The organism is Pinibacter aurantiacus (assembly GCF_019130065.1).
Classification (GTDB): Bacteria; Bacteroidota; Bacteroidia; order Chitinophagales; family Chitinophagaceae; genus Pinibacter; species Pinibacter aurantiacus.
Genome location: NZ_JAHSPG010000015.1, coordinates 280,156 through 304,188 on the forward strand (window position 1 = coordinate 280,156; position 24,033 = coordinate 304,188).

The 24,033-nt window shown below is 41.1% G+C and carries 19 protein-coding genes and 1 tRNA gene; 10 read left to right on the forward strand and 10 right to left on the reverse strand.

The features are described from left to right. The first annotated feature begins 138 nt into the window (after window positions 1-138). Both KTO63_RS19625 and KTO63_RS19630 read left to right on the forward strand, forming a co-directional pair. Window positions 139-636 carry a metallophosphoesterase family protein gene (locus KTO63_RS19625; protein ID WP_217793505.1) on the forward strand — a complete coding sequence of 166 codons (498 nt, stop codon included), beginning with the start codon at window positions 139-141 and terminating at the stop codon, window positions 634-636. A 47-nt stretch (window positions 637-683) separates the two neighbouring features. Beyond that, a complete protein-coding gene (locus tag KTO63_RS19630; RefSeq protein ID WP_217793507.1) occupies window positions 684-1,793 on the forward strand; it encodes a pyridoxal phosphate-dependent aminotransferase in 1,110 nt (369 codons plus the stop codon). A 149-nt stretch (window positions 1,794-1,942) separates the two neighbouring features. On the opposite strand, the gene KTO63_RS19635 is transcribed toward KTO63_RS19630, so the two are convergent. After that, on the reverse strand, window positions 1,943-2,389 hold the full coding sequence (locus KTO63_RS19635) for a hypothetical protein (protein ID WP_217793509.1): 447 nt from the start codon (window positions 2,387-2,389) through the stop codon (window positions 1,943-1,945). A gap of 266 nt (window positions 2,390-2,655) precedes the next feature. Between KTO63_RS19635 and KTO63_RS19640 the strand changes: the two genes are divergently transcribed. From KTO63_RS19640 to KTO63_RS19650, 3 genes are all read left to right on the forward strand, one after another. After that, window positions 2,656-3,666: a tetratricopeptide repeat protein gene (locus tag KTO63_RS19640; protein WP_217793510.1), complete on the forward strand. Its 1,011-nt coding sequence runs from the start codon at window positions 2,656-2,658 to the stop codon at window positions 3,664-3,666. 108 nt (window positions 3,667-3,774) lie between these two features. Then, a complete protein-coding gene (gene rpe / locus KTO63_RS19645; RefSeq protein WP_217793512.1) occupies window positions 3,775-4,422 on the forward strand; it encodes a ribulose-phosphate 3-epimerase in 648 nt (215 codons plus the stop codon). 350 nt (window positions 4,423-4,772) lie between these two features. After that, window positions 4,773-7,262 carry a TonB-dependent receptor gene (locus KTO63_RS19650; protein ID WP_217793514.1) on the forward strand — a complete coding sequence of 830 codons (2,490 nt, stop codon included), beginning with the start codon at window positions 4,773-4,775 and terminating at the stop codon, window positions 7,260-7,262. Between the two features lie 91 nt (window positions 7,263-7,353). On the opposite strand, the gene KTO63_RS19655 is transcribed toward KTO63_RS19650, so the two are convergent. The 4 genes from KTO63_RS19655 to KTO63_RS19670 form a co-directional block, all read right to left on the reverse strand. Further along, a complete protein-coding gene (locus KTO63_RS19655; protein ID WP_217793516.1) occupies window positions 7,354-8,838 on the reverse strand; it encodes an aldehyde dehydrogenase (NADP(+)) in 1,485 nt (494 codons plus the stop codon). Window positions 8,839-8,995: 157 nt separating this feature from the next. Continuing rightward, window positions 8,996-11,143 (reverse strand): zinc-dependent metalloprotease, encoded by a 2,148-nt coding sequence (locus tag KTO63_RS19660; RefSeq protein WP_217793518.1) that lies wholly within the window; start codon window positions 11,141-11,143, stop codon window positions 8,996-8,998. Between the two features lie 233 nt (window positions 11,144-11,376). Further along, entirely contained in the window at window positions 11,377-11,790 is a 414-nt protein-coding gene (locus KTO63_RS19665) for a DUF3276 family protein (protein WP_217793519.1), read from the reverse strand. A 132-nt stretch (window positions 11,791-11,922) separates the two neighbouring features. Then, window positions 11,923-13,752 carry an ABC transporter ATP-binding protein gene (locus tag KTO63_RS19670; RefSeq protein WP_217793520.1) on the reverse strand — a complete coding sequence of 610 codons (1,830 nt, stop codon included), beginning with the start codon at window positions 13,750-13,752 and terminating at the stop codon, window positions 11,923-11,925. A gap of 218 nt (window positions 13,753-13,970) precedes the next feature. Here KTO63_RS19670 and KTO63_RS19675 point away from each other — a divergent pair, with 218 nt between their 5' ends. The 3 genes from KTO63_RS19675 to KTO63_RS19685 all read left to right on the forward strand — a co-directional run bounded on the left by KTO63_RS19675 (window position 13,971) and on the right by KTO63_RS19685 (window position 17,371). Then, entirely contained in the window at window positions 13,971-15,812 is a 1,842-nt protein-coding gene (locus tag KTO63_RS19675; RefSeq protein WP_217793522.1) for an acyltransferase family protein, read from the forward strand. A gap of 213 nt (window positions 15,813-16,025) precedes the next feature. After that, window positions 16,026-16,445 (forward strand): CBS domain-containing protein, encoded by a 420-nt coding sequence (locus tag KTO63_RS19680; RefSeq protein ID WP_217793524.1) that lies wholly within the window; start codon window positions 16,026-16,028, stop codon window positions 16,443-16,445. Window positions 16,446-16,816: 371 nt separating this feature from the next. Then, the gene (locus KTO63_RS19685; RefSeq protein ID WP_217793525.1) at window positions 16,817-17,371 is read left to right on the forward strand and encodes a dihydrofolate reductase family protein; all 555 of its coding nucleotides are present in this window, start codon (window positions 16,817-16,819) and stop codon (window positions 17,369-17,371) included. Between the two features lie 138 nt (window positions 17,372-17,509). Here the strand turns inward: KTO63_RS19685 and KTO63_RS19690 are convergent, their stop codons facing one another. From KTO63_RS19690 to dinD, 3 genes are all read right to left on the reverse strand, one after another. Then, window positions 17,510-18,730, reverse strand: coding sequence for a dipeptidase (locus tag KTO63_RS19690; protein ID WP_217793527.1), 1,221 nt, complete (start codon window positions 18,728-18,730; stop codon window positions 17,510-17,512). Between the two features lie 95 nt (window positions 18,731-18,825). After that, window positions 18,826-19,548: a phytanoyl-CoA dioxygenase family protein gene (locus tag KTO63_RS19695; RefSeq protein WP_217793528.1), complete on the reverse strand. Its 723-nt coding sequence runs from the start codon at window positions 19,546-19,548 to the stop codon at window positions 18,826-18,828. Window positions 19,549-19,626: 78 nt separating this feature from the next. Then, window positions 19,627-20,469, reverse strand: coding sequence for a DNA damage-inducible protein D (gene dinD / locus KTO63_RS19700; protein WP_217793530.1), 843 nt, complete (start codon window positions 20,467-20,469; stop codon window positions 19,627-19,629). 324 nt (window positions 20,470-20,793) lie between these two features. On the opposite strand from dinD, the gene KTO63_RS19705 reads away from it, so the two are divergent. Then, a complete protein-coding gene (locus KTO63_RS19705; protein ID WP_217793532.1) occupies window positions 20,794-21,555 on the forward strand; it encodes a carboxypeptidase-like regulatory domain-containing protein in 762 nt (253 codons plus the stop codon). A 185-nt stretch (window positions 21,556-21,740) separates the two neighbouring features. Here KTO63_RS19705 and KTO63_RS19710 read toward each other — a convergent pair whose 3' ends face one another. Beyond that, window positions 21,741-22,157 carry a helix-turn-helix domain-containing protein gene (locus KTO63_RS19710; RefSeq protein ID WP_217793534.1) on the reverse strand — a complete coding sequence of 139 codons (417 nt, stop codon included), beginning with the start codon at window positions 22,155-22,157 and terminating at the stop codon, window positions 21,741-21,743. Between the two features lie 217 nt (window positions 22,158-22,374). Beyond that, the gene (locus tag KTO63_RS19715) at window positions 22,375-23,382 is read right to left on the reverse strand and encodes an aldo/keto reductase (protein WP_217793536.1); all 1,008 of its coding nucleotides are present in this window, start codon (window positions 23,380-23,382) and stop codon (window positions 22,375-22,377) included. 449 nt (window positions 23,383-23,831) lie between these two features. Between KTO63_RS19715 and KTO63_RS19720 the strand changes: the two genes are divergently transcribed. Further along, window positions 23,832-23,919: transfer RNA gene (locus KTO63_RS19720), tRNA-Ser, on the forward strand. Window positions 23,920-24,033 lie beyond the last annotated feature (114 nt).

Consider the following 24,033-nt stretch of genomic DNA (forward strand, 5'->3'; position numbering starts at 1 on the left):
ACAGATATTTAAAGAGGAGATAACACTGCCGAACAAGATTTTATTGCTGAAGGCAGGATTGAATTCAAAAGTAAAAAGTCAAAAATGGATGACTCTTTGATATTTTGAATTTTTACTTTTTACTTTTGAATTTTTACCATGACTAAAATTGGACTCATCTCTGATACGCATAACTTCCTTGATGATGCTGTTTTCAACTATTTTGATAAATGCGATGAAATATGGCATGCAGGAGATTTTGGAACTGCTGAAATTGCTGACAAACTAAAAGCCTTCAAACCGCTCAAAGGCGTATATGGCAACATTGACGGGCCGGACATTAGATATTCATACCCTGAGGAGCTTGTTTTCAATTGTGAAGAGGTTACTGTTTACATGAAACATATTGGCGGTTATCCAAACAAGTATGCTCCCGGCGTTAAGCAGAGAATTATGGAAACCCATGCAGGCCTGTTTATAAGCGGGCACTCGCACATTTTAAAGGTTATGTACGATGAAAAACTAAAATGCCTGCACATAAATCCAGGAGCAGCGGGAAAACAAGGTTGGCACCAGGTGCGAACGCTTATCAGATTTGATATAGATGGCAAAAACATCAAAAACTGCGAAGTAATAGAGCTGGGGAAAAGAATCTGAGGAAAGTTTTTCTTACCTTACAAAGACCAAAACCAACACTATTAAACATGACCATGCAACGCCGAGAAATGCTGCGCAATACAGCTTTGGCTGCCGCAGCTTTTGCATTTAGCAGAGATACATTTGCCAGAAAAACTGAATCCCGCATTATTACCAACTTCCCTCCTTCAAAAACTATGATAAGATTGGGGTTTAATGAAAACCCATACGGACCTTCGCCAATGGCGCGCAAAGCCATGATGGAAGCCGTAACAGCGTCGAACCGTTATCCCATGGATGCTGTTGATCAATTAAGAGTGAGAATTGGCAAAGAATATAATCTAAACGCTTCTAACGTTGTGATCGGTGCAGGATCTTCTGAACTCCTTGGCATTGTGGGTGCATGGACGGTTTTGAAGAAAGGAACGGCCCTTGTTCCGGAAGTAAGTTTTCTTTCCTGGACACCGGCTGCAAAAAAGATAGGGCTTGACATCAAGACAGTGCCGCTAACTGGTTCAAGAGTCATCGATCTCAACGGAATGAAGAATGGTATTGAATCAAATACGAAGCTCATTTATTTGTGCAACCCCAACAATCCAACGGGGACCGTGTTGCCGCCGAATGAACTGGAAGCATTTATACGCAATGTCGCTCCTAGTTGTCCCATTTTACTTGACGAAGCATACACGGAGTTTAATGACACTCCGAGCATGGCTAAACTGGTAAATGAATTTCCCAATTTGCTTGTTGCAAAAACTTTCTCAAAAGTATACGGCATGGCCGGTGCAAGGCTGGGATATATTCTTGCTCATCCGCAAACCATCAGTGAAATAACTTCATTGCAGCCGTGGGCAAATGCCAGTGCGAGCGCAGTATCTCTTGCTGGCGCATTGGCGTCTATGGATGATAAAAACTTTGTCAACTATTGTAAAACGGAAAATACAAAGGCGAAGGAAATATTCTACAATGCGCTTAAAAAAGCGAACATTTCATACATACCTTCCAGCACAAACTTTGTGTATTTCAATTGCGAAAATTATCCGAAAGATATCGTTGCCCAATTAGAAGCAAAAGGTATTGCAGGCATCAGAACGTATGAGAAAAACACCAGGTGGTGCAGGCTTACTATAGGGACTGTTGAAGAGATGGGTAAAGTAGCAGAAGCGCTGTTAATTTGAAAATTTGAGGATTTGAAAATTTGAAAATGCTTTAAATGATAGATTCAAACCGAAACATTTAATCTTCGAAATTCTAAGAGTTAGTTATCTCTTAAAATGTAACACTCAACACATTTTCAAATTTTCAAATCCTCAAATTTTCAAATTTCCTAAATCCAGCCTCTTCCAGCTCCAGCCATTCTTCCTGGCCAAGGAATGCTTACAAGGATAATCACGAGTGCCACGAGGTATAACCAGAATGCCGCACCGTAAGCAGCTTTTTTCACTTTACCGCGAGCAATGGTAATTAACACGATTGCGATAAGCATCCCTGTTATATGCTCTACTGCGTAAAATCTGTATACAGCATCTTTCATTACTGCGCTCATGCCAAGATTGGTAATGTTTTTCAACCCCCAAGGACCAACGATCCACTGGTATAAACCAATCAGGAAAGTTGTATGCGCAGAGATCAACAGAAACAAACTTGTTTTCTTAAGTTTTGCGCCTGCTTCAGGATTACTTTTAGCAGTAAACGCCTGAACCAAACCAATCAATAATAAAATCAGGATAACCCAACGTAAAAAGCTATGCAAGTGTAAAAGACCAGTATACATAAAGTGTAGTTTGGCCGCTAAACTAAAGAATAATTTGAGAATTTGGGAATTTGAAAATTTGAAAATGAGGGAGAATGCAGATTTTCATGATTGTCATGATTGGTCAAGATTAGAAATCTGAAATTTAAAATTTGATACACGAGAAAGGGGCTGATTAATTTCAGTATCAAATCAAAAGATCATTCAAATCATGAGAATCATGAAAATCTGCGTTCCATTTTCAAATTTTCAAATCTTCAAATTTTCAAATTGCCTAACTTGCCTCCATGGAACGCAACTTTTACATCTTCACTTTTTTCATGTTGGCGATTGTTTTGATAGGCTGTAATTTTTTCGATAAGAAAGGTAAATCAGAGAACGAGAAAATACTTAAGTCGCCCCCATTTGATGTATTGACTGATAGTATCAGATTACTACCGGACAATGCAGATCTCTACAAACAAAGGGCGGGGCTTCTTTCCCAAAAAGGATTTCATGAGCTTGCAACGGAAGATTTCAAAAAAGCATGGAGCTTGCAGCCGGATGAGATTACTGCTACATCCTATGCTTCTAATTTAATGATTACAGGAAACCTTAATGAAGCGCTGGATCTGCTGCACCAATGCATGAAGATGTATCCTGCCAATACGGATTTCAAAAGGAAGATTGCTGAAATATACGTTAGTGAAGGCAAGAGAGAAGATGCGCTGGCTTTATATGACGATATGATCAGTAAAGACAGCAACGATTTTGAAGCTTGGTATGAGAAGGGCACGCTACTTGCCGCTCTCGCCGATACGACGCAGGCGATTGCTGATCTTGAGAAATCTTATACTATCCAGCCTTTGCAGCTTTCTGGTCTTGCGCTTGCTAATTTGTATGCAGAGACAAAAAACAAGAAAACGCTTTCTCTTTGCGACGCTTTGCTCAAAGCCGATTCCACCGGTGAATTGATCGATGCCGTTTTTCTGAAAGGAGTGTACTACTCTAACATAAATGATTACGCGAACGCTGTCGCGCAATTTGACCAATGCATAAAAATAGATTGGAAGTTTACCGACGCCTATATTGAAAAAGGAATTCTTTTTATTGAACAAAAAAAACCACAGGAAGCGATCACTACGCTTCAACTGGCCACAACTGTTTCCAACACTGATGCAGACGTTTACTACTGGCTTGGTAGGGCTTACGAAGCTGCCGGCAATAAAGAGGAAGCGTTAAATAATTACATCAGGGCAAGTCAGCTCGACCGCAATTTTACCGAAGCAAAAGAAGGAATTAAGAGAGTAAAAGGCTAGTTGAGAGTTGTTCTTTTTGTAAAGACTGACCCCTTAGACATAACTCTCAACTCTCCATTCTCAACTCTCAACTAAATTGCTATCTTGCCAACCAAAAAAATACACATCATGCCCATCATAGCACCATCACTACTTGCGTCTGATTTTTTACACCTTGCTGATGAATGTAAAATGCTTAATGAAAGTGAAGCGGATTGGTTTCACCTGGATGTGATGGATGGACGTTTTGTTCCCAACATTAGCTATGGCTTGCCGGTGATTGAACAAATTCGCACGGCAACTACAAAAATTTGTGATGTGCACTTAATGATCGAAGAGCCTGAAAAATATGCACAGGACTTTAAAAATGCCGGCGCAGATATTTTGACGGTTCATTATGAAGCATGCAGGCATTTGCACAGAAACATTCAGCAAATAAAAGACCTTGGCATGCTGGCCGGTGTAGCGCTTAATCCTCATACACCTATTCAGTTGCTGCAAGACGTAATACAGGACATTGACTTAGTCCTGATCATGAGTGTGAACCCTGGTTTTGGAGGACAGAAATTCATTCCTCAAACGCTAAAGAAAATCAAAGCGCTTCGCGAAAGAATCGATATGCTGGGCCTAAATACAAAAATTGAAGTAGATGGTGGCGTAACATTAGCAAATGCAAAATCTATTATCGAAGCTGGCGCCCATGTGCTAGTGGCTGGCAGCACCGTTTTCAAATCGAAAGACCCGAAGCAGACGATACACGAGCTGAAAAGCATTTAAGAAAAGGAACGCAGATTTTCACGATTGTGATGATTTGATTTAAAGCACACGGATGACACAGATTAGACGGATTTACACGGATTTTTTCCCGTGGGTGACTACGTTGAAGCTGATGTGTTTTTATTGGTACTGTGATTCTAAAATTTAAAGTCTATGTTTTGTTAGCGCCTCTTTAAAGGTTAAACTTATAAAACAAAAATCCGTGTAAATCCGTCTAATCTGTGTCATCCGTGTGCCCATCTCAATCTCAAATCACGACCATCGCGACAATCATGAAAATCAGCGTTCAATATCTCTCCCCTTTCTCGAATTAAAAAGTTAATATTGCTGCGAACAAACCATTGCCGGTAATGACTTTAAGAAGATCATTTGCAATATTATTCCTCCTTTTCCTTATCCAATTTGTGTCCGCGCAGAAAAAAACCGCTTTTATTTCTGGTAAAGTGCTGGATGAAAATGAAACCCCGATAGCACGTGTTTCTGTTGTGGTTTTGGGTCAAACAAATGGGATCTTCACAAGCGACTCTGGCACCTTTAAATTGAAAGTTCCTGCCAATAAAGCATTCGCGATTGTATTTACTTACACAGGTTATAAACAAGAGCAACGCAATTTCATTTTGAATGAAAACGAAAATGAAACGGTTGTTGTTCGGATGGAAAAAAGTGCGAAGGAACTGGAAGAAGTGATCATTACAAACGATCGCAAGCAACGCGAAGAAGCAGGACTGATGCTCATCAATCCGAAACAGGTCATCAATATTCCCTCTCCCACCGGCGGTATTGAAAGTATGATCAAAGTATTTGTGGGCAGCAATAATGAGCTAACATCAAATTATTCTGTTCGCGGTGGTAACTACGATGAGAATCTTATTTATGTGAATGACTTCGAAATATTTCGGCCATATCTCGTAAAAAGCGGGCAGCAGGAAGGCTTAAGTTTTATCAATCCGGAACTGACACGCACGGTAAGCTTTTACAATGGCGGATTTCAAGCGAAGTACGGAGATAAGATGTCTTCTGTTTTGGACATCCAATACAAAAAACCAAAACGTTTTGGAGGCTCTGCATATATCAGTTTACTGGAACAAGGTTTTAATGTGGAAGGAACTGATAAGAAAAACAAGTTCACCTATTTGCTTGGCGTAAGGAACAGAAGCAATCAGAATCTTTTAAGTAGCCAGGAAACGAAGGGAAGCTACATTCCATCTTCGACAGACTTTCAGGGCTTGTTCACTTATCAGCTTACTGACAAATTATCTGCAGAACTGTTAACCAATTTTTCCAAAACCAAATTCACATTAATTCCAGAATTTAGTAGTCAAACTGCTTCTGTTTTCTCGGCCTATTACACTTCAAATTTGGGTCTTGATACTTACTTCGAGGGCCGAGAAAAAGACGAATACAAAACCAATTTTGTTGGCTTAAGTGTGATCCAGCAACCGCGTAGTAATCTTCGTTTAAAATGGATGGCGAGTTATTTCCAGGACAACGAAAAGGAAACGGTTGACATCACCGGTGCTTATATTTTTGGCGAAAGAAGTTTTGATAAAACACAAAGTGATTACGGCCAAATTACCAATCCGCTTGGTGTCGGCCAGTACCAGCAATACACCCGGGACCGCCTGAACATTGATGTTTGGAACATCAGCCATAAAGGAACACTTCGCAAGAACAGGAACTTTTGGCAATGGGGTGCTACCGCAGAAAAGCAGCTTGTTCACGACAAAATGCACGAGTGGGAACTGCAGGACTCTGCCGGCTATACTTTGCCATACAACACGTCGCAGTTGAACATGTCAAGCTATTTGCATTCTTCGGCAGATCTTGATATCAACAGGTTTTCAGGTTACATACAGGACAATATAAGCTTTCACGATTCATCGGGCTTTACATTGCAGGCAGGAGCAAGATTCAACTACAACACTCTTAACAAAGAATTTCTAGTTTCTCCCCGTGTTGGTTTGTCATGGACGCCTACACACTGGAAAAGAGACATTGTTTTCAAAGGTGCCCTTGGATTGTACCAGCAGCCGCCTTTTTATCGTGAAATGAGGCGTTATGATGGAACGCTTAACACTGACCTCAAATCCCAAAAAAGCTGGCAGGTAACTGCCGGAATGGATTACAATTTCGTCGGCCTTAACGATCGCGCATTGCGCTTTACAGCAGAGGCATACTACAAAGGCATGTGGGATGTGGTTCCTTATGATATCGACAATGTAAATCTTCGCTACTATGGACAAAACAGCGCGAAAGCATATGCAACAGGCCTTGAGATGCGTTTGTTTGGTGACATTGTAAAAGATGCTGAAAGCTGGGTGAGTCTTGGCTTTATGCGCACCAGGGAAAATATCGAAGGTGATCACTATTATGACTACACACTCGATTCACTGAATCATCCGGTTGACAGCACTTTGCACGAAGGCGGCTGGTTCCGCAGGCCGACTGATCGCCTGATCACTTTTGGTTTATTTTTCCAGGATTATTTGTCGACAAATAAAAACTTCAAGGTTTATCTCAATACGCTTTATGGAACCAATCTTCCGTACAACGTTCCAGGAAGTGTGAAGTATCGCAACGCTTTAACCATCGATCCATATATTCGTGTCGATATAGGTTTCAGTGCATTGCTGCTTGACAGCGATCGCAGCAAACGCCGCAGCCACAGTCCTTTCAAAGGTTTTGAAAACATCTGGGCAACGCTTGAAGTGTTCAATCTGCTCGATCGTGACAATGTTATTTCCTATCAGTTTATAAAAGACTACTCGAACACAACCTACGCGATTCCAAACAGGTTAACGCCGAGGTTGTTGAACATTAAGGTGGTTGCTCGTTGGTAAATTTGAAGATGTGCTGATTTGAAAATTTGAAAATGACTTGTGCGATACCGGCCTGCTCTTGAAACACCAAAATGTTACGCAGAAAGAATTTTCAAATTGCCTCGCGAGAGAGGCTGTCATTTACAGTTCTCCAAAGGCCCAAAGGGTTATCATTCTTCAATTCATCTGGCAGCAAGCTATCCGGCCAGTTTTGGAAAGAAATAGGGCGAACGAAACGTTTGATGCCATCTGCGCCTACAGATGTAAAACGGCTATCAGTAGTGGCTGGATAAGGCCCGCCGTGATTCATGCTCAAACATACTTCAACCCCAGTCGGTACGCCATTCATGATGAAGCGTCCGCAAATATTCTTGATGGCTTCAATCAATGGTTCGTGTTGCTGCACATCATTTTCCGTTGCGATAATGGTGGACGTTAATTGTCCCTCAAGATGCAATGCCACTTCCATCATTTGCTGATCATTTTCACAGATCACCAATATTGAATATGGGCCAAACACTTCCTGGTGCAACAAAACATTTTTTAGGAATTCATCAGCGCTTACCGTTGCAATCGTTGGCAAGCCTTGATTTTCCTGCGGTTGTTGCGAAGATACCGCAGCTACATGCACACCATTTTGTGCCAGCGCCTTTTGTCTTTTTTCTACAAATGCCTTTGCTATGCCGGGATGCAGCATGGTGGCGGGTGCAATGTTTTTTATTTCGTCCGATAAACTTTTTAAGAAGCGATCCAATGCCTCGCCTTTGATGCCAATTAAAATTCCTGGATTGGTACAAAACTGTCCAACGCTTGCCGTAATAGACGCGGCGTACATTTTAGCTGTTTGCTCAGCAGACTGCTTCAATTTTTCAGGCAATAAGAAAACAGGATTTACGCTGCCCATTTCAGAGAAAACAGGAATGGGTTCTTTGCGCTGATTTGCCACATCAAACAACGCTTTTCCTCCTGCAAACGAGCCGGTAAAACCAACCGCTTTAGTACGTGGATGCAGCACGAGCGTTTTGCCGGTTTCAAAACCCTCGCCATGTATATGCGCAAAAATGCCGTCGGGCATATGCGTCTTCTTTGCTGCCGCGAATATCGCATTGGCAACCATTTCAGACGTTTCTGCATGTGCAGGATGCGCTTTTACTATAACAGGACAGCCGGCCGCAAATGCACAGGCAGTATCGCCGCCTGCCGTTGAATAGGCGAACGGAAAATTGCTGGCACCAAAAACAACGACCGGACCGAGTGGCACCATCATTTTGCGAATGTCTGGCTTCGGTGGCGTTTTATCGGGAATGGCGGTGTCTATTCTTATATCGAGCCAATCGCCGCGTTTACAAGCATCGGCATAGCTCTTCAATTGAAATACGGTTCTCTTTCGTTCTGACTCCAACCTGTCTTTCGGCAAATTAGTTTCCTGCGAAGCTATCTCTACCAGTGGAGTGGCAATGTTATCGAGCTCATTCGCCATGGCATACATGAATTCCCATCTTCTTTGCAATGGCAATTTTCTATAGGCTAAAAATGCATCCCATGATTTTTCCATTACTGCATTGATCTCTTCTGTTGTTGCGTCTGTAAATTTCATCGTTGATTCTTTTTTGATTAGAAAAATGGAACGCAGATTTCAAGATTGTCATGATTTCTTATGATATCTGATTTGATATTTAAGATCAGTTCTGGCAGTCAATCTCAAATATCAAATCATCAAAAATCATGACAATCATGAAAATCTGCGTTCTCGCTCATTGTTTCAAAATCTTCGCCACATATTGCTGATCTTTTGTGTGCACAATCAAAATGTACATGCCGGCTTGCAGGCCCTTATCACGAATATCGAATTGATAGTTGCTGCCTGATCTGTCCGTTTTCCACTGAGCAACTTGTCTGCCGGAAACGTCTATAAGTGTTGCTGTCAGCGCATTGCGCGCCCTCCCTTTCACGCTGAAAGCAACATTGTCAATGACAGGATTTTTCATCAAGGCAAAATCACTTTCCACATTCACATCACTTCGTTTTAGTGCAACAACATTACTCAATGTGGATTGTCCGTCGATATCAATTTGCTTGAGCCTATAGTACAATTCAGTTTGCTCGATATTAAAATCTGTAAACGAATAACGATGTTGCTCGGTGTTTTGTTGAGTCGCTTTTACAAATCCAATCGTGGTAAAATCAACCCCATCGAAAGATCTTTCAATTTCAAACCCTTTGTTGTCGATTTCTTTAGTAGTTATCCAGTTTACAACCACATCGTCTCCTTGTTCTTTGGCGGTGAAGCTCAATAATGTTACAGGCAAAACAGACGTTATCATCACGGGATAATCCTCGGCCTGTCCATACATAAGATCATTGCAGGCTGAGTTAATATCCTGAACCGGAAAACCAGAATAACTTGAGTAGTCATCCATTACGCGCATGCGCACAACAACATTTTCCATTGCCTGTTGCGGCACTGTGAAAGTGCCGGAAACAGTACTGTTTGGTGCTGCGTCAATTCTTGTGTTAATGTAAATTTGTTCAGTAACATTATCAAAAAAACCATCGTTATTAAAATCGATCCACACTCTTATTTGCTCCTGCTCTTCGCCCAAAACGCTGATCGAAAATGTATTCAGACTCCCTTTGGTAAGAGAGATCACATTCAGACATCCTGTGGCTGCATTTAAATAGCCGCTGTGAGGATTATCGTCTTTAGAAGCTCCTGATAGAAAACTTCTGTCATTGATGGTAACGTTTGTTATACCCGCGAAATAGCCACTTAAACCAATTGTATTGGTAGCGGGAGTACACCGGGCGCCTGCAATAGGCACAACGCCTCCGGGAAATACAATGGGATTCAACGCTCTTGAATTAATTAAAGAAGGTCGGAATTGAAGAAGAGCAGCACGCATTTTTGCCACCTGCCCGGGAGTGAATCTATCCTGGCAATCTTCTGAAGAATAATCCATGTAATTCTTTACCACGTTGTTATCGGGAGAGCAGCTACCATAGGGAACTGCGGGACAATCTGAACGGCTTCTTTCGTGTGGCCCCGTGTCACACACACCATCTCCGTCTACGGTGCAATCTGCGTTTGGCGGGCACCTGTCAGGAATACCATCGAAATTTGCATCGTCACCCTCAAAAGTATGATACAGGCCAAGTTCGTGCCCCATTTCATGTGTAACGATCTTATTTTGCCGTGTACCAGCTTTCAAATTGTATCCAAGTGTACCGTCCGGGTCATAACCAAACGCACTGTACAAAATAACCAGTCCATCCACACCTGAGGGTGCACCAGGCAAATAAGTAAATCCCTGCGTCCCGGCACCGCCATCATTTCCGTTTATTTCGCTTACAACCCAGATATTGCAATAGTTTGTATTGCTCCAGTTGCTTAGTTTTTTTACGTCCAGCTCATTCTGGTATCCCGGAAAGGCACTATTAGTAAGGCCGTACTGAAGATATCCATTTACCGATGATCCGTTTACACGGTCGATCCCGGCAGTGGGCTGGCAGGATGGATCAACTTTTGCCAGTTCAAACTCAATGCCCACATCTACGCTGTTTCCTAACTGCGCCCGGTAATATTTTGTAAGAAATGTTATGGCGCTTGTCACTTGGGCATCTGAAATATTGGAGCCAACGCCGGCAGCCTCGCCTTTATGAATAACGTGCACTACCACCGGTATTTTGAAGATGGAACCAGGAGTTCCGTCGCCACCGGCAGAACCCAGTGTTTTAGAACCGTTCTGTATCTTAAAGTTTTCGTTTAATTTTTTATAGTGGGGATCGGCTTTCTGAAGCTTGTGGTTTACTTCGTCAAAACCACAGGTATATTGGGCATTGGCGCGGCTAAATAGTATACACAAAGCCGGAATAATGACTATCCACAGACACAAGCTCCTCATATGCAAGAATTGTTATCGTAAGTTACCGATTTCCTTTGGGAAGCCGTGTTACCAATCGCAAATCTGTGATTTCTAGATATCTCCATAATTCAGCGGTGAGCAGTTTGACAATTATGGTTTTCAATGTGCGGATAGCGGGGTTACCAGATCAAACAATGACGAAATATTGTGCCAATTTTTTGCAATAAAAAAAGCCGCAAATAATTGCGGCTTTTCATTTATCGGAAAAAATTTTACCATTTGTCTACATCTTCGCCCAGAGTATCTGCAACCGGAGCTGCCGCAGGTGAAGGAGTAACTGTAGTTGATTCAGCAACGATATTTTCGCTAGTTGCAACCTCACCCTCGTTGTCGTAATTATCGTGGTTGTACGCGTCAAAATCAAAGTCGGGCATCAATTCTGTCTTCACGTAGTCTACCGCTTCTGTCAATGCTTTCAAGAACTTGTTGAAATCTTCTTTGTAAAGGAACACCTTGTGTCTGTCATACCCATCTTCGTTGAATTTCTTACGGCTTTCAGTAATTGTAAGATAATAGTCGTTGCTGCGGGTTGCTCTTACGTCAAAGAAATAAGTTCTTCTCTTTCCGGCTCTGATGCGCTTACTGTAAACGCTCTCCATTCTTTTTTCATTACTTTCGTACGCCACGGTAATAATTTTTTACAGTTAGGAATTTTTTAATTATTGTTCATTAAGCTACAAATATAATATTGTTTTCGAATTGGCAAAATTTGAAACCATTGAATCTACTGATTTTTATAAGAGTATCCACTTATTTCATCAAGATTCTTTCTCCGAGTGTTCCTGCAACTGTTGCTGTTCGTATAAATAAGCATAGTAACCATTGCGTGCGATCAAGTCCTGATGTTTTCCCATTTCTACAATGCGCCCGTTTTCTAAAACTACGATCTTGTCAAAATCAAATAGGGAGAAAATCCTATGAGTTATGATAATCGCTGTCTTATGATGTAGAAACGCATATAGATTTGCGATAATTTCTTTTTCCGTACTTGCATCTACTGCACTTAAACAGTCGTCAAACACTACCATCTGTGGATTCTTGATCAGCGCCCGGGCGATGGATATACGCTGTTTTTGTCCGCCACTCAAGGTTACGCCGCGCTCCCCTATCATTGTGTCAAACTTGCCGGAAAACTGGTTGATCTCTTTTTCCACGCTGGCAAACTGCGTCGCTTTTACAACATCTTCAAATGATGTATTTACCGCTCCGAAACGAATGTTGCCCGTCACAGTGTCGCTAAACAAAAACACGTCCTGCGGCACATAACTGATTTGCTCGCGAAGCCTTCGCAATTCAATATGTTTTAGATTGGTTCCATCAATGGAAATACTGCCACTACCGGGGTCGTACATGCGCAAAAGCAATTGTGCAAGGGTTGTTTTACCACTTCCCGTTCTGCCGATGATGGCGACTTTCTCCCCCTTTTTTATGTCGAGAGAAAAATCTTTCAACGCATGAATTCCTGTATCAGGATATACAAAATTCACATTGTCAAATTGTATATGCCCCGTTAACACCGGATCGATAGCCTTTGGCGCATTTGCAATAGCGGGTTCGGTTTGCAAAAATTCGTTGAGTCTTTTTTGTGAAGCAGATGCTCTTTGTACCATACTGGCCGTCCAGCCAATGGCACTTACCGGAAACGTAAGCATATTCACGTACATCACAAACTCCGCAATCGTTCCGGTTGTTACACCCGAACCGGGAGTGAGTGAATAAAACCCACCAATCATGATCGTTAGCAAAGTGCTTAAGCCAATGATCAACGACATGGAAGGAAAATAAACAGCTTCCAGTTTTGCCAAACCAATAGCATTTGCGCGGTATTCCTCGCTTTTCTTATCGAAAAAACCAAGCATGGCTTTTTCCTGAACAAAGGATTTTATCACACGGATGCCTGAATAAGATTCCTGCGCCGCCGTCGTAAGATCTGATAGAAGTGCCTGAATCCTTTCACTTTTCCTGTGAATAATATTGTTGATGAAATAGATGATCGCAGCCAGCAATGGCAAGGGAGCCAGAACATACAAAGTAAGGCGCGGATTTTCTCTCACCATATAAGTAACACAAAAACCGATGGTAGCTGCAAGGTTGATAAAATACATCAACGCCGGGCCGGTGTACATTCGCACACGACTAACGTCTTCGGTTATGCGATTCATCAAATCCCCTGTACTGTTTCGTTTATAGAAAGCCGAATCCAATAATTGATAGTGGCTATAAACTTCATTCTTCTGATCATATTCGATCAGCCTGCTCATTACGATGATCGTTTGTCTTGTGAGGAACAGGAAGAAGCCGCTGACCAGGGCTGTTACCAACAATACAACGCCGCATAAGACAATTTTTTGATTGAATGTAAATGCCGCCGCCGAACGGAACATTTGCGCAACCAAGGGATCGTAATGGGAAGAAACATTTTTAGGTGTGTAACCCGGAAGGCTGCTCTCCACCGCATCCACCACAAATCTTGTTATTTGCGGCTGTATGATTTTAAAATAGTTGGAAAGGATAATGAAAATAAAACCGAGCAAAAATCTCCAACGATATTTCCAGAAATACTTATTAACTGCCTTTAGGTGCTTCATGGTCATGCGAAGGTAGGAAATTGTTATCAGGCCTGTTTTTCCTGCACGAAACTGGTGATTAACTAATGATAAAAATCATATTACGCTTTTGCAGAGACAAGAAATGGACTATTTTCGCCCGCTGTAACTAACAGATATTCAAAAGGTACCGTCAAATAGTAAGAATATACTTTAGCTACCATTAAAATGAGGTTTAAAGACCCCAAAACAAAATCCTGATGAAATTCAGATACGACATCAATGCATTAAGGGCCATCGCTGTGGTGGCAGTTATTTTTTATCATTTCAATGTGCCCGGCTTTTCCGGCGGCTTTTTAGGTGTGGATACTTTTTTTGTTATCTCTGGCTATCTAATGTCTAAAATTATATTGGATGGATTCGATAACAATGATTTCTCATTAAAAGAATTCTATTTCAAGCGCGTAAAAAGAATAATACCGGCGCTGTTGGTTGTAGTCGTATTTAGTTTGCTGGCTGGCACCATTCTCCTGTTCCCTTTCGAACTAAAAACACTTTGCAAAACGTCCATATCAAGTCTCACTTTTGTTTCAAATATGTATTACTGGCGCAATTCCGGATACTTCAATCCCGCCGCTAAAAATAATCACCTTCTTCATACATGGAGCTTATCTGTAGAATGGCAGTTTTACATGATCTATCCCATAGTGCTGATGATGGTTAGAAAAGTATACTTATCTAACAAAAGACTGTTTAAGGCAATTATTATCGCTTTAACAGTTCTCTCCTTTGGTACGACCTTACTTGTAATGGAGAAAGGAAATTCGCTGGGGTTTTATTCTTTTCCAACCCGTTCATGGGAAATGTTGATAGGTTGTATTATCGTTCTTTTCGAGAAAAAATTTATAGACACAGTTCACTTACATCTGCGAAATGCTATTTGCATACTTGCTTACATAGTACTGATAGCTTGTGTTGTTTTATTTAATGAAAAACTGACCTGGCCCAACGCATATGTGGGCATTCCGATAATTGCAACTTTTTTAATCCTCATTTGCAACTGCAACTTTACTTTATTAAGCAATAGGCTAATTCAATTTATTGGAAAAATCTCCTACTCCCTTTATTTATGGCACTGGCCGTTATGGGTGTTTGCCGCCGGACTTGCTTTCAATAAGCCTGGGCACGTCTTTGTTATATCGATTTTGACACTTTGTTTTTCAGTCGTATCATATAGATATATTGAATCAAACAAGAAATTATTTTATCCCTACAAGATTATCGCATGCACAGCATTCATGACACTTGTTGCCGCTTTGCTGTATGTATTTCCGGTTAATCAATATTTTATCGACAAAAAAATAATTGCCCTGGCAAACTACCAGGCAAGTCACGATGAAGAAATAAACGAACAGATGAAGAGAGGCTCGTGCTTTTTGTATTCAAAATCAAACGAGCAGGATTTCTCAAACACAGCTTGTTTAACGTTGTCGGATTCGATGGAAAATATTCTTCTGATAGGCGACAGCCATGCCGCCGTTCTATCATTAAGTCTAAGAAAAAAACTGGCAAGCCAGAATAAAAATTTATTACAAGCCACTACTTCCAACAGCGGTTTTTTTCTGAATCCAACAGGCAGGGATGCCAAACTGGTTAATTACGTCTTACAAGAATTTATTCCTCAAAATCATAGCAAAATCAGCGAAATAATTATCACCAAGAACTGGTTAACGCTGGAGAATGATCAACTAAAAGCCAAGGTATTAGAACTAGTGGGATATTTACAACGTTTCAATATAAAAGTAAGGGTTATAGGACAAACCAAAACATACGCAATATCGTATCCAACCATTGCAGCGAAGGAAATTTACCTGAGCAAAGACCTGAACAATAACTATGCTATGACTGAATCACAGCAAGCAAATACGCTATTAAAGCAATTGCTGCCTTCCAGTGTTTACGTGGATGTATACGATGTTAACCTGACAAAAATAAAAACACAGGCAGAAGGCTACACTCCTTATATGTATGACGACAATCACTTAACCGTTTTTGGCGCAGATCAGCTGATTGATTACGCAGGAAAAAATGGATTATTCTGATATGCCGCCCGAGGTTCATATATAGAAAGAACAGAATAGACTAACCTCTGGAGATTACTACTCCTGATTCAATTTAATCGATAAAAAAGCCCATAGCATGTACTATGGGCTTTTTTTGTTGGCGAATGATGAAAATCATTTAATCACCTTTTACATGTCAGAATGTAACGGATTATCGATTCCTACTTTTGAGTGTTTCCAAAAATGATCTATATGAAAAAGAGAACCCCGGTTGCCAAGATCATGACCTCTGATGTAATATCTGTCGATATCTGTGAAAGCCTGAAAAATGTCGACAGGATAATGCATGACAGACATATCCGCCATCTTCCCGTGATATCGCATGGTAAGCTTGCGGGGATCATCAGTCACACAGACATCATGCGTTTGAGCTTTGGTTCACTTTTCGATGGTCAGCAATCTTCTGACGAGGCCATTTTTGAGATGCTGAAACTGGAACAGGTCATGGTTTCGAATCCGAAAACAGTTGCACCGACAGAAAGCATTAAAGATGTAGCAGAGTTTTTAACCAAGGCTGAGTTTCACGCATTGCCGGTGGTTGAGGACGGCAAACTTTTAGGAATCGTTACAACAACAGACGTCATCCGTTATCTGGTTGACCAATACGAATAGGTTCAAACCCAACATGAGAAAGCAATCCAGTATCCAACAAAATGAAATAACACAATCCAGTATCCAATAAATGAAATAACCTGGAATCACATGGTGTTTTGTTTACAAAGGGTATGTTTCAATCTGGCCCCGCCCCCCGTAGGCGGGGTTTTTAGTTGAGAGCGGAGAATTGAGAGTTGAGAGTTTAATGGATAGTTGTTAATTTAAAATTGAAAGTTGAAAATGAGTAGGGACAAATTGAATTCCTCTTTAAAAGAAAAATCTGCTTTAATTTAAAACTCTCAACTCTCAATTCTCCACTCTCAACTAAAAAAACTTCCTCCGCTTGTCCAACTTTCGCCATCCCAATTGTTGTAATTAAAACTTCGTCTATGGGCAAACTACATTCATTCACTTTCATAACGCTTGACGGCTATTACAAAGGCGCCGGCAACGACATTAGCTGGCATCCGCATGGCGGAGACGCGGCAGAGTACGCTGCTCAAAAATCGCAGGGAGAAAACACGCTCGTCTTCGGAAGGGTGACTTATGAAATGATGGCCGGCTTTTGGCCGACTCCCATGGCCAGGGAAAGCTTTCCAGAAGTGGCCGAGGGAATGAATAAGGCAGAAAAAATTGTTTTCTCCAGAACGCTTACAAATGCAACCTGGGAAAAAACACGAATCATCCAGAACGATATTGTCGGGGAAATGAAGCATCTGAAAAAAACGAGCGACAAGGATATGACGATTCTGGGAAGTGGGAGCATTCTCGCCCAGTTCGCGAGTCATGGTTTGGTGGATGAGTTTATCATAATGCTTGATCCGGTTGCGATTGGCAAAGGCACGTCTATTTTTCAAAACATTGAAAAGCAACTCGACCTGAAATTAAAAGAGCACCAGGTTTTCAAGAGTGGCATCATAGTGATGACCTATGTCCCGGCTTAATGAGCGCGCAGATGACACAGATTTGACTGATTTGCGCAGATTTTAATAACAGAATAACTGAATGTTGAATGGCGAACGGTCTGATCATTTCTTGTCTTTCGCAATACAAAGAATCAGTGTAAATCAGTCCAATCAGCGTCATCTGTGTGCTCCCTCAAATACCCTGCAATAATTTCCGCCTCCTATTTTTCCTATTTCCTGTTCTGTAAAACCTGTTTTGAGCAAGGCGTCAACAACGGTAAAATAGAAGCCGGTTTTCTGATCGGCCCAAGCTTCATTGGTTCTTTCACCAATGCGCTTGCCGCCGTTTTGCGGATTTGGCTTCCTGTCACTTTGTTTATTGTCCCCGGGTTTATTATCCTGATTTCCCGGAGGTGGTGCATTATTGGGCTTACCGCCAAAATCATTTGGAGAGCGGTATGCAGGCGTTAGTTTAGTATCTGTGCCAATACATACGTGATCAATGCCAACTACGTCTACAAGTGCGCGAATATTTTGTGCATGTTCCAACGGAGTGTCAGCCAAGTGCGTCCACACACCGATAATGCCACCTGCTTCAGCAACAATCTTCGCTTGCTCTTTGCTTATTAGCCTTGGCCGCATCATCTTTGCCATCATTTCATTTTTGCCCAATTGCGAATCAAGCCCCGTGTGGGAGATAATGACAGGCTTTGTCGTTATTTTTAAGGCTGCATTAATGGTGTCGTTACTCGCATGTGCAAGGTCAATCAACATTCCAAGGCGGTTACATTCTTTTATTACATCGGCGCCCAAACTTGTAAGGCCCCCAAACTTCGGGGGATTGGTGTACACATCACCCAAAGGCATGGAGGCATCGCTGTCATGCAGCAAACCCAAATGCCGCAAGCCCCGGTTGTAGGCTTCTTCTACACGTTCAACCTTGCCTTCCAGGAAATGACAGCCTTCTATCGATTGAATAACTGTGGGTGTTTTCTTTTTGTGCGCCGCCTTGATGTCTGCGAGATTCAAGGCCCGCTTCATATCGTCGTCCTTTAGCACTTTGTCCATTGCTTCCAATCCATTGAGGAAACGCTGGTAAGCTTCACCCGGCTGAATGTTTCTTTTGTAGTCTGTGGCAAAGGTCATGACAATGGCTGAAAGACCCGACGTCTTCAATTCGCCTGCGAGATCCAATGCCGGACCGGGCAACTCAGCATTGTCAAGCGGCACATCAATATGGTTGTGGGTGTCAATGCCAATAGTGCTGGCAACGATTTTGGCAACCCGTGAATCCTGATCGTTAAGCGCCCATGACCATAAAGGATTCAACATTACTGCGGCTCCCGTTCCCGATATAGATGTGATGAATTTTCGTCGCGACCATTCGTTTCTGTTCATGCCTTTTGATTTGCAGTTTATTTCAATAAAACAGGAAGATAAACTTTAAGGCACTGCAAGATTTGAATAATCGATGAACGGCGAGATTCACTCGGTCAGGCAAAACTTTCTTTCTCGGACCATTGCAAGGCTCCTCCCAGCGAACAATTGCTAAACTCAATATGTATCACTCGTCTCTTGTTATTGTTTGTTGTTCTGTTCGATGCATGCAGCAGCAGGGGTTTCATGATCATTACCCCGCCTTGTTTAACATTACAAAAGGTTTCTGTTTCTACTTTCCAATCAATCGTTTCCGGTCTGTAAATCCCTTTGAGATGTGAGCCTGGAACGACTCTTAGTGCACCGTTATTTTCATCCGTATCGTCAAGGTGAATGCGAATGGTGAAGTTGCTTTCCAAAATATCAAGTGGAGGTTGAACGGCAAACTGATTCTGTTTAACCGACCACGGACCATAGCCTTCAACGTCAAGTTTTTTATCTACAGAAATTGTAAGATCCTGGTGATAGGCCACAAACCAGTTTGATTGCTCGGGCTTATCAAAATAAATTGATTTCACCACAAAGTAGTCGTTGCCGAAAAGTGATGAAATAATGGAGCGTATGTTACTGTTGAAAATCAAATCGAATGTCTCCGGCACTTCTTTTAAAAACTGGCGGATTGCAAATAAGTCACTTGTTTTTCTAAAAGTAGGTTTTGTAGTATCAACGCGTGAAATGGTTTGAAGGATTTTGGTGAGTTCTTCCGTTGAGAAAACATTATCAATAACTGCAAAGCCCTCTGTTGCGATGTTCTTCCTGATGTTCGGCGTTATATTCATTGAAAATTGTGCAAATTTTATCTTTCTCTTTAGTTATAAGTGCATCTATTTTATTTTACCTAAAAGCTTCAAGGACTTCTATTTCTTCTTTCTTTTAGCGTCTTTTAAAACGTTCTTTTCATCAACATTTAACTGACGCTGCACCTTTTTAAGATCTTCTGAGGCAGGTAGCTGTTCTGGTTTTACTCCTCGATCTATAACCATTTTTCTAACTGCAACGTTATTATCAACATGCTCCTTAGAGATAGGGTGTTCACCTCTTAAATCTTTCTCTATCACGTTATGACTAGTTAATTCTATTGCAAAATCTTTCGCCTTAATTGTAAGTGTAGGTAAAAAATCTGCCAAAGTTCTGCCTTCTGGGACTTTTATTTTTTTCTTCATTTCATTTGTAGCAAACCCACCAAAAAGAGCTTGATCTCCTTTGCTACGAATAATAGCAAATCCTTTTTCGTCCACTCCTCTTTCATAGATTATGCCAGAAAGCTTCTTCTCTGATTTAGTCAACTTTTCTCTAGCTGTAATACGGGCAACGTCCAACAATCTTTTCTCAATTATTTCCTGTTTCCGTGTCTGTACAGCAAAATAGGTTTGAGCAAAAGCTATTCCCGGTTTACCTGCATCTCCATTTTGGGCTATAAGGTAACACGCATATCTTGTAAGTGCAGTGTCTTCAACCTCGCGCTGAGCTCCTTTCGCTATACTTATCATTTTCCCGACGTCGGCAAAATGATCAGAAATATTGGCTCCAGCATTTTCGCAAGACATTTTCGCTTTGTCAATAACGTTTACAAAATTGTCCCATTTGCTATAACCCAATATACTCTGTAATTCCCTTGCGCTCCAACACTCAATGTCATCGTGGTAGTAACAAGCATTTTCAAATTGCTCAAAAAGCTGTTTTATTTGTTCCTTTTTCATATTTGTAGCTTTTGCTGTCGTCATTTATGGTAGGTATTTGTTTAAATCGTTCAGCATTTGGGCTACTAAGAGGAAAAATTATTACTTATCGATATGGAAAGATAAAAATAAGATGGTTGAGGAATTTAACCCAGCACCTTTTTCTAAAACGTTCATTGAATATTTTCAATGCTTGCCGTTGTCAACTACAAATATATTAAAAATGGGATTTTTGACCTGAACCAAAGAAAACAACCTCCTCTTTTAAAAGCCCCTAAACCTTTGTATATTTAGAGTAATAGGCGACGATTGCGACTCATGTTTGTGTTACCCAACTAACGCTTTATGAAAACCGTACTTGTAACATTGCTAGCCATTGCCTTTCAGTTTGCGTTCGCGCAACAGCCAAACAAAAACTCTCCTTTTCTTGGCAGGGACTCAGTTTATATTTCCGGGAAGGTCGTTGATGAATCCGGTAAGCCGATGGAAAATGTAATGGTGCTTGTATATCCATTCTACACCGAAAAATTTGACGTTAACTGGTATGAGCAGGATACTTTTTACACAAACAAAGATGGAAAGTTTATTGCGGCGCTAAACGGCAGACAATTCGACAATCATTTATATTTCAAAGCTCATGACTGCCTTCCTTCAAGCATTTATTTGCCCAACAAATCTAGTTGGTTGATCGTTGAAGAACCAGTGAAAATGCTCAGTCGCAAACTGCATTATTTTGACACAAGGAAAATAGACAAGAAAGACTTATCGCTTACTGTTGAAAAAGCATTGCAGAAATATAAAGTCAGCCTGAGCCAAACTAAATTATCCTCCTTTCCCACCGATATCGGCAACATGCGTGGCCTTCGATTTGAGACTGCAGACAGCTCGATCATACTTTTAGCAACGGCAAATTTTTGGAACAACCCGGCAACTAATAAAGCTGATCTGCTTGACAGAAAAATAACCGGCATAGGCATCGCGTTTGCAAACGGCGACAAAGTTGTATTGGGCAATGGTTTAGAAATCGCTGAGCGGAAAGTGTACAATGAGTATTTTCAGGAGAAGAAGGATTTGGAAGCGAAGCAACAGAGTGCGATAAAAAAATGAGAACAAGCTTTTATTCAAACAAACCCTAATATTGATGCCCTACGGGCAAAACACTCATTCATATTGACTTCTATTGATATTGTTTCCCTACGGGAAATGCTTTTGCCCGTAGGGCATCAATATCAATAGAAATATAACATCACGAGCAATATTGTCCGTAGGACATTAACATCGTAACACCTTCTTTATTGTTTGTCTAACATTTTTTGAAGAAGTTCAACCTTTTCTCTTTCGGCTTTAAGCAAGCGCTCGTATAATTCTTTGTTTTCTTGCAGTGCCTCCATTAGTTTATCCAATGGATTAAAATTGCATTGATAGTTCATTGCTGATGCAACTGCATTGTCTTTAAAATCCTGAAAAGTATTTGAAACAATATTGATTGCCATCTCTTCGTCAAAATTTCTAATCGCATCCACGGGCACTTTTAATGCTTTTGCAATTTGCTCAAGCAACTGATCTTCGATTTCTTCTTTTTGCTCTAACAAAGAAACTTTTCGTTGGTTCCAATCTTCTCCCAATTCAGAGGCTAGTCCTTCTTGCTTATAGCCCATCATTTCTCTGAAGCGCTTTACGTTACGTCCGTGATGAATAGTCTTTTCCATGGTTTGCGGTTTAATCACAAATATAACAAAATGAGGATGGCAAAAGAGAAAGCGTTTTTTGAGGACTTAATTTTACGGTGCTTAAGAAACGTACGCGCCGCCTGCACGATGAAGCACATCGTCTGGTAAAAATAAAAACCACAGTAGAAAAGAGGATTAATGCCTCTCCTTTCCACTGTGCCTTTTGACTTTCTAATTTTTACTTTTTACTTCTCTCTCAAAACCATCCTTCCTCCAGCAAACCCGCCTCTACCATTGCCTTCCAAAAATCTCCAGGCACTGCCTGGTTAACCATATCCACAGTTGCTTTCAATCTCTCTGGTTTGGAAGCAGCAACAGCAATGCTTTTCACGCCAGGTGCCGTTAAACCAAATTGCAGCGCCACGGCAACATGTGAAAGACCATGTTTTTTGCAAAGCTCATAAAAACGTTCGCGCCAGCTAAGCAGGTCCTGTCCACGTTTAGTAGTATCGTCTACAAATTGATAATTATAAAAACTTCCGCCCGTTAAGAACCCTCCATTAAACACAGCTGAGTTGATAACAGTAACGTTTTTATCAGCAAGCGATTTCATGAATTGGGCCAACTCTTTGGGATGACTATGAATGCTCATGCTGTTGGCAATCATTACCCAGTCAAAATCGATGTCATGACTTAAGCGTTGGATCGATTTCCAGTTTTTTGCACCCACTCCAATGGCATCGGCTTTACCGCTTTTCTTCAACTCAAAAAGGGCGCGATAGGCTTCTAAAATTTCTTTATATCTTTTTTCTTCATCGCTAGCATCAGTTGCTGCTGCCAAATATTCATCCGGGTCATGTACAGAGACAAATCGGGAATCGTATCCGCCCAACAATTGATTGCCTTGCTCAAAGCAGGCAAGAATACCGTCATAGCCTAACTTTTGAACTGCATCATTCTTAATATCCTTCCAGATATCCTTTTCAAATGTTGGCTCGTCTGTAGTTAATGGTACGCGGTACCATCCTAATTTATTACTGATGATAACATCTTCCGGTGAGATGGAAAGTTCTTTCAGGCCTTTGCCCAATGCTTCAAGAGCAAGGCCGGCGCCATATTTACCTGCTGTATCAAAAAAATATGGTTTGTCGGTTAAGGAGATATAAGCCTCAATTAGGGCTGTCTTTTCCTCCTGAGAGAGTGCATTGTAAAGGTTTCCGAGCGTGCTCGTTCCCATAACGGCCTTTGGTAAATTAACGTGCATGGTCGAAAATAACCAGATTTCGGCTCGTAGAAAAATCAAATTAGCGTACTATATTAGCAACAGAGAGGACGCAGATTTTCATGATTTTCATGACTTTCATGATTTACGCAGATTTTTATTATTTGAAATTTGACATTCAAGATTTGAGATTGAAAGCCGGACGCAGATCCTTATGGTTTTAATAGTGAACCATAATGTAATTTCAAATCTCGAATCCAACGAGGTCCTTTTTTTAGTGACATAGCTGATATCGATCGTCTCGATGCTTGTTCCGGTGCATGTTTCGTTATATTAAAGTTTTGTCTTCAAAACTTTTCTTCAAGCATCAAACGCCCAAACCTCTTGCTATTACTAAGTTTCAGCCCATCAATCATATAGTTGAAAAAAATATTTTCGATTTTTTGAAATCTTTTTTGGCAAATAAATCCCGGCACCTTTATTTTGCACCCGGAGAGATGGCAGAGCGGTCGAATGCGGCGGTCTTGAAAACCGTTGACTGTCACAGGTCCGGGGGTTCGAATCCCTCTCTCTCCGCCAAAACCCTTCAAAAAAAGGAAATAAAAAAAGCGCTAATTTTTTAGCGCTTTTTTATTGGAACTATTCACTAGTGAACCTTGCATGAACACAGAACGAAAACATAAAACATTTTAT

Coding starts and splice junctions, on each gene's coding strand:
- KTO63_RS19625 (WP_217793505.1), top strand. CDS start 139: ATGACTAAAATTGGACTCATCTCTGATACGCATAACTTCCTTGATGAT.
- KTO63_RS19630 (WP_217793507.1), top strand. CDS start 684: ATGACCATGCAACGCCGAGAAATGCTGCGCAATACAGCTTTGGCTGCC.
- KTO63_RS19635 (WP_217793509.1), bottom strand. CDS start 2,389: ATGTATACTGGTCTTTTACACTTGCATAGCTTTTTACGTTGGGTTATC.
- KTO63_RS19640 (WP_217793510.1), top strand. CDS start 2,656: ATGGAACGCAACTTTTACATCTTCACTTTTTTCATGTTGGCGATTGTT.
- rpe (WP_217793512.1), top strand. CDS start 3,775: ATGCCCATCATAGCACCATCACTACTTGCGTCTGATTTTTTACACCTT.
- KTO63_RS19650 (WP_217793514.1), top strand. CDS start 4,773: ATGACTTTAAGAAGATCATTTGCAATATTATTCCTCCTTTTCCTTATC.
- KTO63_RS19655 (WP_217793516.1), bottom strand. CDS start 8,838: ATGAAATTTACAGACGCAACAACAGAAGAGATCAATGCAGTAATGGAA.
- KTO63_RS19660 (WP_217793518.1), bottom strand. CDS start 11,143: ATGAGGAGCTTGTGTCTGTGGATAGTCATTATTCCGGCTTTGTGTATA.
- KTO63_RS19670 (WP_217793520.1), bottom strand. CDS start 13,752: ATGAAGCACCTAAAGGCAGTTAATAAGTATTTCTGGAAATATCGTTGG.
- KTO63_RS19675 (WP_217793522.1), top strand. CDS start 13,971: ATGAAATTCAGATACGACATCAATGCATTAAGGGCCATCGCTGTGGTG.
- KTO63_RS19680 (WP_217793524.1), top strand. CDS start 16,026: ATGAAAAAGAGAACCCCGGTTGCCAAGATCATGACCTCTGATGTAATA.
- KTO63_RS19685 (WP_217793525.1), top strand. CDS start 16,817: ATGGGCAAACTACATTCATTCACTTTCATAACGCTTGACGGCTATTAC.
- KTO63_RS19690 (WP_217793527.1), bottom strand. CDS start 18,730: ATGAACAGAAACGAATGGTCGCGACGAAAATTCATCACATCTATATCG.
- KTO63_RS19695 (WP_217793528.1), bottom strand. CDS start 19,548: ATGAATATAACGCCGAACATCAGGAAGAACATCGCAACAGAGGGCTTT.
- dinD (WP_217793530.1), bottom strand. CDS start 20,469: ATGAAAAAGGAACAAATAAAACAGCTTTTTGAGCAATTTGAAAATGCT.
- KTO63_RS19705 (WP_217793532.1), top strand. CDS start 20,794: ATGAAAACCGTACTTGTAACATTGCTAGCCATTGCCTTTCAGTTTGCG.
- KTO63_RS19710 (WP_217793534.1), bottom strand. CDS start 22,157: ATGGAAAAGACTATTCATCACGGACGTAACGTAAAGCGCTTCAGAGAA.
- KTO63_RS19715 (WP_217793536.1), bottom strand. CDS start 23,382: ATGCACGTTAATTTACCAAAGGCCGTTATGGGAACGAGCACGCTCGGA.